This is a genomic window from Pseudomonas sp. 9_2_1 (assembly GCF_059295275.1).
Genome location: NZ_CM181239.1, coordinates 3,271,478 through 3,285,914 on the forward strand (window position 1 = coordinate 3,271,478; position 14,437 = coordinate 3,285,914).

Here is a 14,437-nt window from a genome sequence, read left to right on the forward strand (position 1 = left end):
TATTAAAGAGCGTCACTTACTATTTTGGTCTACAATCCCGCTAACAGCTTGAAGTGCTCCCTCACTTCCTCATCCCCCATAGGCGAATACAGAGGATAAACATGTCCCTTCCCCGAGCAAGGGGTCTCGTTATCAAAAATATCAACAAGCCTTACATTGTCCGCGACGCCGTATACAAACCTTACAGAATCATCAACTGGAGATTGATAATCTTCTTGGTGAGCAACCACCCTCCAATCACCTTCTGCCTTACGATCAAAAAGCGAATATGAATCGAGAATAACAGGATCACCCAGTCGAGCAAAAGAAATTGAATTTACTACGGGCGAACTAAGTATTTGATCAAATATTTCTGCTACATGACCAAGACTATTCTGTGTCATGATGCGCCCAATACCATATTTTTTCTCGCCCAATGCAAAGCAAAAAATATCTCCGACCCTGATTTTTTTTAAGGCTGTTCTAACATTTTTGCCCCAGTCATGAATCTTGATAGAAAGCATTCACAAACCCTTTTAAATGCAATTGTTTTTATTGAAATTGCTTTCAAAATTCGCTTGGCGCGCAGGTGATCTTGTAGTGTTTGCGCATTATACGAATTGTTTTATTACCACAATTCCTGCGTGAAATCTCCTCACCTACAACGTCAGTTTTTGTTCGTATTGCCGTCTCGCAAGCTCAGGCCGACCATGTTGCCGTTTTCGTCCAGCGCGATGGCGGAAAGCTCGCCGCCGTAGTCACCGCTGGCGAACACGCGGTGATCGGCGTTGTACTGCACTTCCAGCTCGCGGCCGAGCACGTCGGTGGCCCAGCTGGTGCGGGCGTCCAGGTCGTAGCGGAAGTGGAAGTGTTCGCCGTCGCTGGTCCAGTGCTCGACCACCCGTGGTTTATCGTCTTAGGTTTCAAGCGATAAAGGCAGCCAGACCCGAGCCGTTGCTGTGGGCCACCGCGGTCAGCCGACCGAGTTCTGCATAGCGGTAAAGGGAGATGGTATCGCCCGTCTTATGTCGGTCATAGGTCGTAATTTCTATACTCTGCGGATTGATAACCAAGCTCATTTAGCCTGTCGGGATCCGTAACTTCGCCCGATTAACTCCCGCAGCGAAATCGACATGATTTGAAAAATTGAAATTATTATAGAACACATAACAAAACGGAGCAACAGCCAGACAGCAGCATACAAAACACTGAACACTTGAGTTCAGCTCTATTTAAAACCGCTTCTACCCCAATACAAAGAGAGGCAATGAATTGCGAGGCGAAACGCACTAAAGCAAACTACGCCAACAATACCTCACCTCATCTTTATGAACAAACAGCAATTATTTTCTCAATTAGCATATCAATTAGGGAATTTTCCCGCGCAATAAAGCCAAAACAATTTTTCAACCCACTCAATATGGTATGATTTAGATATGGAATCAGCCACCAATCCCATATCATCCGAAATATATCCCGCAACATCTGAGCTGTGAGTTAATGCATATATTTTTTTAAACACTGACTCACGAATGTCACGCACAACCTTTTCGTCGTCCGCCGACGGGTATGCAATAACTTTTAACTTCTCAAACGCTTCGGACCATGCGGAGTCGAAGCTTTCCTCGTCGCGCTTATCTAACGCTTCATCCCAATCATTTACACCGCCTACGACAGACTCAAAAAAGCCATCCTGTTGAATTCTACTATTTAAACCACTCAAAGAATCAATTTTCATCTTAACCCACTCTCTTTTAGCCAATTCTCTATCAAATCCACAGCTGCGCGTGGCGTTACACTCTCACCCAGAACATGAGTTCCATTGGGGGAGACCACATCAACCTTGATATGATCCAGATCCTTGTAAGCCTCACGATACGCCGCAAAAAGTTGATCATCCGTACCTTTAAAGTCACCTTGCCGCGGTCCAATTGGTCCTCTCTCTGCCTCATGCAGAAGCCAATGCTCGTGCTCTGGGTTGTCACCTTTTGGAAACAGCGTTGGCCGCGTTTTATCAGATCTAGACACCGCGAAGGGTCTACCTTTTGACTTTCGCACCGACGGCACATGATGACCAGATTTACTCACCCCCATCCCTTTCTTCTCGCACCAACCCCAAGGGTCAATTGCTGTGAAGGGGCTGGACACATAACGATAAAGATTGAATCCTCCATCCAGACCTATTGGGTCCTGAGTAAAAAAGCGTCCAAGTTCAGGATCGTAATAACGGAAGGTATTGTAGTGCAGCCCTGTTTCAGCATCAAAGTATTGGCCTTGGAATCTTAGGTTTTGTTCGACCTCACTAACGGCTAGCTGCTCTACAGTCCCCCACGAGCGATAGGTCGCCTGCCAAACGATCTGACCATCGCTATCCGTCAACTCCAACGGCGTACCAATCTGATCCGTATGGAAGTAGTAAAGCTTCTGCCCTTCCCCTTCGACCTGATCAACCCGGGCCAACGGCGCATAGCTACCCGGCTCATAGAGGTAGAGAATGCTCTGCCCCGGCGTCTCCTCGCGCAGCATCCTCAGCCCTTGCCACAGGAAGCGCTTCTGCTCGACTTGACCATTGATCTCAGCCTGCTTGGCCACCCGCCGCCCGAGGCTGTCATACCGATACTGCCCGGTGCTCTCCAGCGTGCCATTGACCACCGTCTCCGCCCGCACCAGCCGGTTCTCGCAGTCATAGCTGAAGTGCTGCAGCTTGCCGGTCCCCGAGCGCTTTTCGATCAGGTTGCCCCAAGGGTCATAGCGATACTCCTGGTCCCGCCACCGCTTGATCCGGTTGTCCTTGACCTTGTCGAACTGCCGCGCATTGAAGTCCAGCCGGTTCGCCGCTGCGTCATAACGAAACTCTTCGCTACCCACCAGCGAGCCGGTATCTCGGCTACGCAACTGGCCGTTGGCTTCGTATTCGTACTTGATCTCGCCACGCAGCTTGTCGAGCGTGCGCACCAGTTCACCCGCCGGGTCGTACTGATACCGCCGATGAATCGGGTTATAGGCATGTTCCACCAGCAGCGCGGTATTCACCCCGGTGTTGTGCACTTGCGACAGCTTGTCGGCGGGCAAGGTCGAGGCAAACTGCCAGGCCTTGCGACCCATGGCGTCATAGCCAAAGCAACTGGTGAGCTTGCCCTGGGTCCGGTACACCTCGCGGTGCAGGTCATCGCGCTCCATGTCGCTGATCACCTGGCCATCCAGGTTCAGCTGGTGCAGGTGACCGCTGCCGTAATACAGGTGGTTGACCTTGCGCCCATCCGGCAGGGTCAGCGTGGTCAGGTTGCTGAGCGGGTCGTATTCGTAGCTGAGCGTCCCATCTGGAGTGATTTCCTGGGTCAGCCGGCCCAGCAGGTCGTAGGCGTACTCCAGCTTTTCTTCGGTCACTCCAAGTTGCTTGCCGATGCCACTGGGCTGTCGCTGGATGCTCAGCAACCGGTCAGCGTCGTCATAGCTGAACAGCTGCTGTGCATCGCTGTTCAGCTTGCTGAGCAGCCGGCCAATGGCATCACGCTCGAACAGCGTATGCCGCTGCGGCCTCTCGGCATTTTCGCCGTAACCAATCTCCTCCAGCCGCGTCAGATGCCCGCCGACGTTGTAGCTGAAGCGCCGGGTCAGGTTGTCCACCCGCACCTCTTCCGTCAGCCGGTCCGACACGTCGTAGGCAAAGCTGTAGGTGGCGTTGTTCTCGTTGACCAGCGCGGTCAGGCGGATGGCCTTGTCGTATTCGTAGCGCACCCGCTGGCCCTTGGCATCCTGGCGGCTGCCGGGCAGGCCGCTGGCGGTGCGCAGCAGGCGGGTGGTCTGGCCCTTACCGTCGGTGTGGCTGAGTACCTGGCCGTAGACGTTGTAGGTGAAGGTTTCCGCCGTGCCGTCCGGGTGGTGGATGCGCAGCACTTCACCGTCGGGCTTGCGCTCCAGGGTCGTGGTCTGGTTCAGCGCGTCGGTCACCGCCACCAGGTGCTGACGCTCGTCGTAGCGGTACCACGTGCTCTTGCCCGAGCAATCCTGGTAGCGCTCGACCTGCGCCCGGGTGTTCCACCACAGGTACTTGGACTTGTAGGTGGCATCGATGATGGTGTGCGGCAGGCCGTCATCGCTGTTGAGGTATTCGGTCATCTGGCCGAGGGCATCGATTTCGGCGAGCAGGTTGCCCTTGTCGTCGTAACGCGCTTGCCAAGTGCTGCCATCCGGGTAGGTGACCTGGGTCACCAGCGTGGTCAGGTGGTGGTATTCGTACTGGATCTTGCGGCCCAGCGGGTCGGTTTCTTCCAGCAGGCGGGCGTACTCGTCGTACTTGAAGGCCAGGCGGTTGCCGTCTGGCAAGCTCAGGCCGACCATGTTGCCCTGCTCGTCCAGCGCGATGGCGTACCGCTCGCCGCCGTAGTCACGGCTGGCGACCACGCGGTGGTCGGCGTTGTACTGCACTTCCAGCTCGCGGCCGAGCACGTCGGTGGCCCAGCTGGTGCGGGCGTCCAGGTCGTAGCGGAAGTGGAAGTGTTCGCCGTCGCTGGTCCAGTGCTCGACCACCCGTGGTTTATCGCCCAGCGTTTCCCAGCGGTAGTGACAGCCCAGCCCCAGGGCGTTGCTGTGGGTCACCATCAGGCCTTCGGCGTAGCTGAAACTGCGCACGGTGTCGCCGTTGCGGTTGATTACCGCGGTCAGCTGGCCGTGTTCGTCGTAGCGGTACTGGGTGAGCGTTTCGACCGCCTGGTTGTTGACCACGCGCTTGATATCAGTCAGGCGGCCCAGCGGGTTGTCGTAGTGAAGGTGCACGCGGGTGCCGCCGGTGGCGCTGATGTCGGTCAGGGTGCCGTCGGGGGTGCGGGTGAAATGCAGGAAGTGGCCGAGGGCGTTCTCGATGCGTTGCAGCGGCACTTCGGTGTTGGTGTCCGGCACTTCGCCGAAGTAGAAGAACAGGTTGTCGAGGGTTTGCAGGAGGTAGTGGCCACCCTCGGTGCATACCAGGTACACCTGCTCGTGGGGCTTGTAGATACGCCCCCGATTATGTGCTGGAGAAAACTATTGGCTCTACTAGCATCTTTAGTGAGCCAACTCAACAGTTAGTTATTAAAGATCATATCCATCCAAGCCTCACAGGATAAGCCTTACCTCACAAAGCCCTACCCAAAAAGACCTCAAATGAGTTCGTCTCAGAGATCTCTAATCCGTAAATTGAAGACCACGAATTGAGTTACTTTCGAAAATAGATTTCACGCGAGCAGTCACTACAATCGTAGTAGTTTCCTCCTCGGCCCTTACAATGTCACTAGAAAGCTCAGCCTCGCCATCTAAAACGATCTTACTAAACCACCTTGGGCCATCTGGCATATAGCTAAGCAAAGGCTCGCTAATGGATTCCTTTAAATTAAGAGCAGGCGACTTACCTATAATGTTAAAAACCTTGTAGCCGGCATGAGAAACTCCACCCAGGACTAAATCGGCATCCACAAACTGAACGCCAGAAACCCCTTCCCGACTCATTAACTCATGGAGACGCGGCGAGATTAAATTAGGTCCATCACTAAAGAAAAAATCATAGCTCAATAACTTCGAAGCACTAACTCTTTTTGAGCCTTCAAAGCAAACTTTTACGCTCCTACCCACTATCAAACCTTCTTTAAAAATACCAGAATCCTCACCCGTCAAAATTTTTACCTTAAGCCAATAGCTCTCGGGATAACCTTCTGAAATAGACAATATAAAATTTCTAATCAAAAGCTGCTCCAACAAGACCTTCTACCCAGCAACATGCCAATTACTCGATCTTAGTCTATCCTATCAGCACACATGGAAAAGTCCTATAATCGCGCACCCAGATGGCACTGAAAAAAGCGAGTACCTATAAGCAGTTATGCACATATGTTGCAATACTGAACCTTTCATATCGCCAAAAACCTAATAAGAGGTGCGCCAGAGCCGCACCTCAATACCCACACAACACCAACTAAAAACACCCCTAAATTAAAACTCCATAAAAGCATCGTTTTCAAAATAATACTTAAAGGCTTCAAAATAATCTTCAACTGTAGCTGAGGGCAATTGTCGATCTGTATATTCAATTACATCTTGTATCATAGGGGTATCCAGCGTTTCGATCCACCCTTCACTCGCCACCTGAGGAGGAAGATAATCAGTGGAATCCGCAGGGAAGTCACGACTATCTAGCGAAAATGCTCCCTTTGTATCTAAAGTCCATCCTGAGTTTGGAAGGTAAAACCAAGAGTCTGGCATCTTATCCAGATTTTCTAAGACTTCTCGTATGCTATAAGTTCTCATAATTACCTCAACACGACGTACTTTGTAATTTCGTAAATCCACCCTTTTGATTCGGGTGCAAACTGGTCTGCACTGGCCCTTTCGCCTGATGCTGAGCCCTTGGGATAAGCTCAATATCTTTAGGGGACTGAGCATTGTGATGCCAAGAATGATTCGGCGGACTCCTATCGCTGAATCCTCCTCTCGGACCAGGCTGAATATGCTCTACCACTTCAGAAGGCAAAGCAGCTTTTAGCTCAGGGTATTGTACAGTCCTTTTGTATAGCTCTTCATTAGCATATTTAAAATGGACCCCTCTGCTCGAACCATGAATTTCTTGCGGCATCTCCACGCTCGTCCAGACGCTATACTGTGAGCTAGATAACGGGCGACCACTACCATCGAAACCAGACCAGCCCAGTGGATCTATCCAATTCACTGGATTAAGCGCATAGAAATATAAATTTAGCCCACCTGTCAATCCAATTGGATCTTGAGTGAGAAAACGGCCCGCTTCAGGGTCGTAATATCTAAATGTATTGTAGTGTAGACCTGTTTCATCATCGAAGTACTGACCCTGGAAGCGCAGACTTTGTTCGACGTTACTAGTGTCTAGCCGCTCTAGCGCCCCCCACGAGCGATAGGTCGCCTGCCAAACGATCTTGCCATCGCTATCCGTCATCTCCAACGGCGTACCAATCTGATCCGTATGGAAGTAGTAAAGCTTCTGCCCTTCCCCTTCGACCTGATCAACCCGGGCCAACGGCGCATAGCTACCCGGCTCATAGAGGTAGAGAATGCTCTGCCCCGGCGTCTCCTCGCGCAGCATCCTCAGCCCTTGCCACAGGAAGCGCTTCTGCTCGACTTGACCATTGATCTCAGCCTGCTTGGCCACCCGCCGCCCGAGGCTGTCATACCGATACTGCCCGGTGCTCTCCAGCGTGCCATTGACCACCGTCTCCGCCCGCACCAGCCGGTTCTCGCAGTCATAGCTGAAGTGCTGCAGCTTGCCGGTCCCCGAGCGCTTTTCGATCAGGTTGCCCCAAGGGTCATAGCGATACTCCTGGTCCCGCCACCGCTTGATCCGGTTGTCCTTGACCTTGTCGAACTGCCGCGCATTGAAGTCCAGCCGGTTCGCCGCTGCGTCATAACGAAACTCTTCGCTACCCACCAGCGAACCGGTATCACGGCTACGCAACTGGCCGTTGGCTTCGTATTCGTACTGGATCTCGCCACGCAGCTTGTCGAGCGTGCGCACCAGTTCACCCGCCGGGTCGTACTGATACCGCCGATGAATCGGGTTAAAGGCATGCTCCACCAGCAGCGCGGTATTCACCCCGGTGTTGTGCACTTGCGACAGCTTGTCGGCGGGCAAGGTCGAGGCAAACTGCCAGGCCTTGCGCCCCATGGCGTCATAGCCAAAGCAACTGGTGAGCTTGCCCTGGGTCCGGTACACCTCGCGGTGCAGGTCATCGCGCTCCATGTCGCTGATCACCTGGCCATCCAGGTTCAGCTGGTGCAGGTGGCCGCTGCCGTAATACAGGTGGTTGACCTTGCGCCCATCCGGTAGCGTCAGCGTGGTCAGGTTGCTGAGCGGGTCGTACTCGTAGCCCAACGCCCCATCGGGTGTGATTTCCTGCGTCAGCCGGCCCAGCAGGTCGTAGGTGTATTCCAGCTTTTCTTCGGTAACCCCGAGCTGCTTGCCGATCCCGCTAGGCTGTCGCTGGATGCTCAGCAACCGGTCACCGTCGTCATAGCTGAACAGCTGCTGTGCGTCGCTGTTCAGCTTGCTGAGCAAGCGGCCAATAGCATCACGCTCGAACAGCGTATGCCGCTGAGGCCGCTCGGCATTTTCGCCGTAACCAATCTCCTCCAGCCGCGTCAGATGCCCGCCAACGTTGTAGCTGAAGCGCCGGGTCAGGTTGTCCACCCGCACCTCTTCCGTCAGCCGGTCCGACACGTCGTAGGCAAAGCTGTAGGTGGCGTTGTTCTCGTTGACCAGTGCGGTCAGGCGGATGGCCTTGTCGTATTCGTAGCGCACCCGCTGGCCCTTGGCATCCTGGCGGCTGCCGGGCAGGCCGCGGGCGGTGCGCAGCAGGCGGGTGGTCTGGCCCTTGCCGTCGGTGTGGCTGAGTACCTGGCCGTAGACGTTGTAGGTGAAGGTTTCCGCCGTGCCGTCCGGGTGGTGGATGCGCAGCACTTCACCGTCGGGCTTGCGCTCCAGGGTCGTGGTCTGGTTCAGCGCATCGGTCACCGCTACCAGGTGCTGACGCTCGTCGTAGCGGTACCACGTGCTCTTGCCCGAGCAATCCTGGTAGCGCTCGACCTGCGCCCGGGTGTTCCACCACAGGTACTTGGCCTTGTAGGTGGCATCGATGATGGTGTGCGGCAGGCCGTCATCGCTGTTGAGGTATTCGGTCATCTGGCCGAGGGCATCGATTTCGGCGAGCAGGTTGCCCTTGTCGTCGTAACGCGCTTACCAGGTGCTGCCATCCGGGTAGGTGATCTGGGTCACCAGCGTGGTCAGGTGGTGGTATTCGTACTGGATCTTGCGGCCCAGCGGGTCGGTTTCTTCGAGCAGGCATTACCGAATGCAGTGGTATTTCGAAATCAGAACAGCCATCCCACTTAATAAACGGCACATCGGAAGTTATTAATACAACGTTGGCAGCCACCGCCGCATCTACATTATTAAAGAACAAAACCCAAGACCAGCAGTTATGGCGCAACACAAACAGACATCAAATCTGCAGCTTTAACTTTAGACCCAACCTATCTCACTTCCGATAAATCCATGACAATAACATCGCTTTTTGGGGTGAACACCTCCATGAAATCAAACACTTCCCACTCAAAACTTATCACTCACCCTAATTACTAAGTACCAACCATCCACTTCTATAGTGTAGCATAAAGAACGTGCCAATCCCGTTCCACCCACAAAGCAGCGCGGGTAAAATAATGGCTTTGCCCTTCAGAAACAAAGCCAATTATACTGACCATGCTAGAAATCGCATCTCGACCCCAAACGGGTTTGCAAAGCGCCTAGCAGTTTTAGCGAAGACTAGAACGATGCGCTCGAGCTCATTACAGCATCCAAACGCTCACTCCCCCTCATACAAACCCACATACTTTAAACCATTATAATTTGATTTCAACGGGGTTGAGATAGGCGTCGCTCCGTCAGAATACCAAAAGATTGCATTTGCCTTGGTGACTCCAAGCCTGAGGCACTCTGCCTTAACATCTGCAAGACAGGCCCGATCGACCGCAGCATCTTTGAGTATTTCATCCAAACTCACCTCACATGACTTTCTAGGAATGATCCCTATAAAATCCTCGTCATACCATCTTGCACCAATGTCCTGGCAAAAGCCACATACCTTGTAGGCCGGATCATCCAAATCTTCCGTATATTCCAACTCGAAATATTTAAGGTAATCTTCATCCGAGGAAAAGTTTGTACCTATCCACACATGCACCTTCTCGTAACGATCAATATCATCCATCTAACAAGCTCCCAATTTCATATGTTTACTGTGATGCGAATCAATCACGCTCAGCGCTTGCGATTTGCTTTGCGCGGAATTCAAATCCTTAATTAGATCATTGTGGAACAACCTACCAGCCCTACTCCCATGATGAGGACCGTCCGGCACAGGATTACCGTGTTTGTCAGTAACGCCAACAAAAGTAATATCTTTGGTCGGCACTGTCATTTCCTTAAGTTCTTGAGCGGTAAATCCGAGTTCTTTTGCCTTCGAAGCTATAGAAACCGGGAACATTTCATGCTTTCCTCCCGGATAGCGAAGGGCTGCCTCTACGGCTTTCTTGTTGTCAACAACATCTTGAACCGATGCGTTGTTGAACCATCCATCAAATCCATTTTTTTCCCAAGGCACCCAACCCAAAGGATCGACCCATGAAGTCGGCGCCAGCACATAGAAATATAGGTTAGCCCCACCCCTAATGCCAATTGGATCCTGCGTTATAAATCGGCCAATTTCGGCGTCGTAGTACCGGAATGTATTGTAGTGCAAGCCAGTTTCAGAATCTGCGTATTGGCCTTGGAAGCGCAGTTCCTGTTCGATCTCATTCACAGGGAGGCTCTCTACTGCACCCCAAGAACGATACGTCGCCTGCCAAACGATCTTGCCATCGCTATCCGTCATCTCCAACGGCGTACCAATCTGATCCGTATGGAAGTAGTAGAGCTTCTGACCTTCCCCTTCGACCTGATCAACCCTAGCTAATGGCGCATAGGTACCTGGCTCATACAGGTAGAGAATGCTCTGCCCCGGCGTCTCCTCGCGCAGCATCCTCAGCCCTTGCCACAGAAAGCGCTTCTGCTCGACCTGGCCATTGATCTCAGCCTGCTTGGCTACCCGCCGCCCTAAGCTGTCATAGCGATACTCACCCCGACTTTCCAGCTTGCCATTGACCAGCGTCTCCGCCCGCACCAGCCGGTTTTCGCAGTCATAGCTGAAGTGCTGCAGCTTGCCGGTCCCCGAGCGCTTTTCGATCAGGTTGCCCCAAGGGTCATAGCGATACTCCTGGTCCCGCCACCGCTTGATCCGGTTGTCCTTGACCTTGTCGAACTGCCGCGCATTGAAGTCCAGCCGGTTCGCCGCTGCGTCATAACGAAACTCTTCGCTACCCACCAGCGAGCCGGTATCTCGGCTACGCAACTGGCCGTTGGCTTCGTATTCGTACTTGATCTCGCCACGCAGCTTGTCGAGCGTGCGCACCAGTTCACCCGCCGGGTCGTACTGATACCGCCGATGAATCGGGTTATAGGCATGTTCCACCAGCAGCGCGGTATTCACCCCGGTGTTGTGCACTTGCGACAGCTTGTCGGCGGGCAAGGTCGAGGCAAACTGCCAGGCCTTGCGACCCATGGCGTCATAACCAAAGCAACTGGTGAGCTTGCCCTGGGTCCGGTACACCTCGCGGTGCAGGTCATCGCGCTCCATGTCGCTGATCACCTGGCCATCCAGGTTCAGCTGGTGCAGGTGGCCGCTGCCGTAATACAGGTGGTTGACCTTGCGCCCATCCGGTAGCGTCAGCGTGGTCAGGTTGCTCAGCGGGTCGTACTCGTAGCCCAACGCCCCATCGGGTGTGATTTCCTGCGTCAGCCGGCCCAGCAGGTCGTAGGTGTATTCCAGCTTTTCTTCGGTAACCCCGAGCTGCTTGCCGATCCCGCTAGGCTGTCGCTGGATGCTCAGCAAACGGTCACCGTCGTCATAGCTGAACAGCTGCTGTGCATCGCTGTTCAGCTTGCTGAGCAGCCGGCCAATGGCATCACGCTCGAACAGCGTATGCCGCTGCGGCCGCTCGGCATTTTCGCCGTAACCAATCTCCTCCAGCCGCGTCAGATGCCCGCCAACGTTGTAGCTGAAGCGCCGGGTCAGGTTGTCCACCCGCACCTCTTCCGTCAGCCGGTCCGACACGTCGTAGGCAAAGCTGTAGGTGGCGTTGTTCTCGTTGACCAGTGCGGTCAGGCGGATGGCCTTGTCGTATTCGTAGCGCACCCGCTGGCCCTTGGCATCCTGGCGGCTGCCGGGCAGGCCGCGGGCGGTGCGCAGCAGGCGGGTGGTCTGGCCCTTGCCGTCGGTGTGGCTGAGTACCTGGCCGTAGACGTTGTAGGTGAAGGTTTCCGCCGTGCCGTCCGGGTGGTTGATGCGCAGCACTTCACCGTCGGGCTTGCGCTCCAGGGTCGTGGTCTGGTTCAGCGCATCGGTCACCGCTACCAGGTGCTGACGCTCGTCGTAGCGGTACCACGTGCTCTTGCCCGAGCAATCCTGGTAGCGCTCGACCTGCGCCCGGGTGTTCCACCACAGGTACTTGGACTTGTAGGTGGCATCGATGATGGTGTGCGGCAGGCCGTCATCGCTGTTGAGGTATTCGGTCATCTGGCCGAGGGCATCGATTTCGGCGAGCAGGTTGCCCTTGTCGTCGTAACGCGCTTGCCAGGTGCTGCCATCCGGGTAGGTGACCTGGGTCACCAGCGTGGTCAGGTGGTGGTATTCGTACTGGATCTTGCGGCCCAGCGGGTCGGTTTCTTCCAGCAGGCGGGCGTACTCGTCGTACTTGAAGGCCAGGCGGTTGCCGTCTGGCAAGCTCAGGCCGACCATGTTGCCCTGCTCGTCCAGCGCGATGGCGTACCGCTCGCCGCCGTAGTCACGGCTGGCGACCACGCGGTGGTCGGCGTTGTACTGCACTTCCAGCTCGCGGCCGAGCACGTCGGTGGCCCAGCTGGTGCGGGCGTCCAGGTCGTAGCGGAAATGGAAGTGTTCGCCGTCGCTGGTCCAGTGCTCGACCACCCGTGGTTTATCGCCCAGCGTTTCCCAGCGGTAGTGACAGCCCAGCCCCAGGGCGTTGCTGTGGGTCACCATCAGGCCTTCGGCGTAGCTGAAACTGCGCACGGTGTCGCCGTTGCGGTTGATTACCGCAGTCAGCTGGCCGTGTTCGTCGTAGCGGTACTGGGTGAGCGTTTCGACCGCCTGGTTGTTGACCACGCGCTTGATATCGGTCAGGCGGCCCAGCGGGTTGTCGTAGTGAAGGTGCACGCGGGTGCCGCCGGTGGCGCTGATGTCGGTCAGGGTGCCGTCGGGGGTGCGGGTGAAATGCAGGAAGTGGCCGAGGGCGTTCTCGATGCGTTGCAGCGGCACTTCGGTGTTGGTGTCCGGCACTTCGCCGAAGTAGAAGAACAGGTTGTCGAGGGTTTGCAGGAGGTAGTGGCCACCCTCGGTGCACACCAGGTACACCTGCTCGTGGGGGTTGTAGATGCGTTCGCCCGGTTGCAGGGCCACGAACGGGATTTCGCGGCCCTGGTTATCGGTAAGGTAGATGAACGAGCCCTGGCGGCGCACGCTCTGTTCCCACGGCAGCACCCAGCCGCGGCCGAGTACGCTGTCGACGGTAAGGTCGCTGGCATAGAAGCGCGACCACTCGATAGGCATCAGGCCCGGCAGGCTGAAGTCGATTTCATCGGGGATCAGTTTGCGGCCAGTGGTGAGGTCGACCGGATTGCCGACCAGCCCACCGATGGCCTTGCGCGCCACCGGTTCGACCACGTAGCGGCTGGCGACTTCACCGGCGACGAATCCTGCGGTGAACTTCAGGGCGCAGGGCATGACAGCTTTCATGCCGGCCTGGGTACCGGCCTTGATCAGCTGGGCGATACCGCCCGCAGCGCCGGCGATGGCCATCAGCACATCCACGGTGGTGCGCAGCCATTCCGGGATCTCATCGTCCACCGGCAGGTAGCGGTAGGTACCACCGCCAATGATGACGTTGTCAGAGCCTGCGGAGATGGTCGCACCGCAGGTCAGCTTGTCGCCCTTGCGCGCAGCGGCCACGCTGTTGATGAAGACGTTGGTCGAGCCTTCGGCAATCTGCACCGGCCCGGGGTGCTTGTCGCAGGCACCGATGCTTTTTTCGACGCGGGCAGCCTTGCGGCTGTTGATGAACACGTTGGGTGAGGCAGTGGTTATGGTCCCTGAGGGGGACGAGAACATACTGCCTATCGCCTCTCCGGCAGCGGTCAGCAAGCTGCCCCCGATACCGGCTGCGAGGCCGGCCAGCAAGGCCACGCCGAACCCGCAAGTGAAGGTGGCGATGGCCACCGTGGCCACCAGCGCGATGCCCAAGGCAGCTCCGATCAGGAAGCCCCCCAGGGCGCTGGTGTGCGATATCTCGTCGCCGAACCTGGCCGCTTCGAACATGAGGGTTACTCCTGTTCGCCGGGCTCGGGGCTGGTCACGACCGGGTGGCGCGGGGTGAAGCTGGCCAGCAGGTTGTCCCAGTCCTGGTTCTGCTGGGCACTGAAGTCGGCCTGTGCAGTGGTGGAGAAGATCAGCGCCCGCCCGGGGCTGATGATAAAGGCGGCCTGGCGCTGATAGAGCGGACGGCCCTGGTTCATGTAGTAGGCGTCGATCTGGATGCCAGCGATAGGCGCGCTGGCCGCAAGCGCGACAGCCTTGTTGCCCATGCGGGTGTAGCCGCGCAGCTTGGAGGTGAGCATTTTGACCTGGCGATCAACGTAGGCCGGCAACGCTTCGTCCGGCAGCAAGGTGTCGCGCGAGACGGTAATGCTCAAGGGCGCGGGCACACTGGCACCCAGGACGAACATGTTGACCGTACGGTCCTCGAAACCTGCCGGCAGCGCAATGCTGCCTTCCTGCAACTCGTAATCCAT

General features: G+C 55.7%; 7 protein-coding genes and 3 pseudogenes. All 10 read right to left on the bottom strand.

The window, feature by feature from the left end; all coding sequences use genetic code 11:
- Nucleotides 1–29: 29 nt before the first annotated feature.
- The 10 genes and pseudogenes from AC5O5I_RS14705 to AC5O5I_RS14750 all read right to left on the bottom strand — a co-directional run bounded on the left by AC5O5I_RS14705 (nt 30) and on the right by AC5O5I_RS14750 (nt 14,437).
- Nucleotides 30–503 (bottom strand): Imm26 family immunity protein, encoded by a 474-nt coding sequence (locus AC5O5I_RS14705; protein ID WP_494511027.1) that lies wholly within the window; start codon nt 501–503, stop codon nt 30–32.
- A gap of 158 nt (nt 504–661) precedes the next feature.
- Nucleotides 662–1,049, bottom strand: a pseudogene (locus AC5O5I_RS14710) (hypothetical protein); the annotation flags it as partial.
- Between the two features lie 293 nt (nt 1,050–1,342).
- The gene (locus AC5O5I_RS14715; protein ID WP_494511028.1) at nt 1,343–1,717 is read right to left on the bottom strand and encodes an immunity protein PIM1 family protein; all 375 of its coding nucleotides are present in this window, start codon (nt 1,715–1,717) and stop codon (nt 1,343–1,345) included.
- Nucleotides 1,714–4,977 (bottom strand): annotated as a pseudogene (locus tag AC5O5I_RS14720) (RHS repeat-associated core domain-containing protein); the annotation flags it as partial. The pseudogene AC5O5I_RS14720 and the gene AC5O5I_RS14715, both read right to left, overlap by 4 nt.
- A 165-nt stretch (nt 4,978–5,142) precedes the next feature.
- Complete coding sequence (locus AC5O5I_RS14725; RefSeq protein ID WP_494511029.1) at nt 5,143–5,709, bottom strand: hypothetical protein; 567 nt, start codon at nt 5,707–5,709, stop codon at nt 5,143–5,145.
- Nucleotides 5,710–5,943: 234 nt separating this feature from the next.
- Nucleotides 5,944–6,258: a DUF7716 domain-containing protein gene (locus AC5O5I_RS14730; RefSeq protein ID WP_494511030.1), complete on the bottom strand. Its 315-nt coding sequence runs from the start codon at nt 6,256–6,258 to the stop codon at nt 5,944–5,946.
- A 388-nt stretch (nt 6,259–6,646) separates the two neighbouring features.
- Nucleotides 6,647–8,818, bottom strand: a pseudogene (locus tag AC5O5I_RS14735) (RHS repeat-associated core domain-containing protein); the annotation flags it as partial.
- A 523-nt stretch (nt 8,819–9,341) separates the two neighbouring features.
- Complete coding sequence (locus AC5O5I_RS14740; protein WP_494511031.1) at nt 9,342–9,746, bottom strand: immunity 22 family protein; 405 nt, start codon at nt 9,744–9,746, stop codon at nt 9,342–9,344.
- Nucleotides 9,747–13,964 (bottom strand): RHS repeat-associated core domain-containing protein, encoded by a 4,218-nt coding sequence (locus AC5O5I_RS14745; protein ID WP_494511032.1) that lies wholly within the window; start codon nt 13,962–13,964, stop codon nt 9,747–9,749.
- 5 nt (nt 13,965–13,969) lie between these two features.
- On the bottom strand, nt 13,970–14,437 hold the full coding sequence (locus AC5O5I_RS14750) for a DcrB-related protein (protein ID WP_172221753.1): 468 nt from the start codon (nt 14,435–14,437) through the stop codon (nt 13,970–13,972).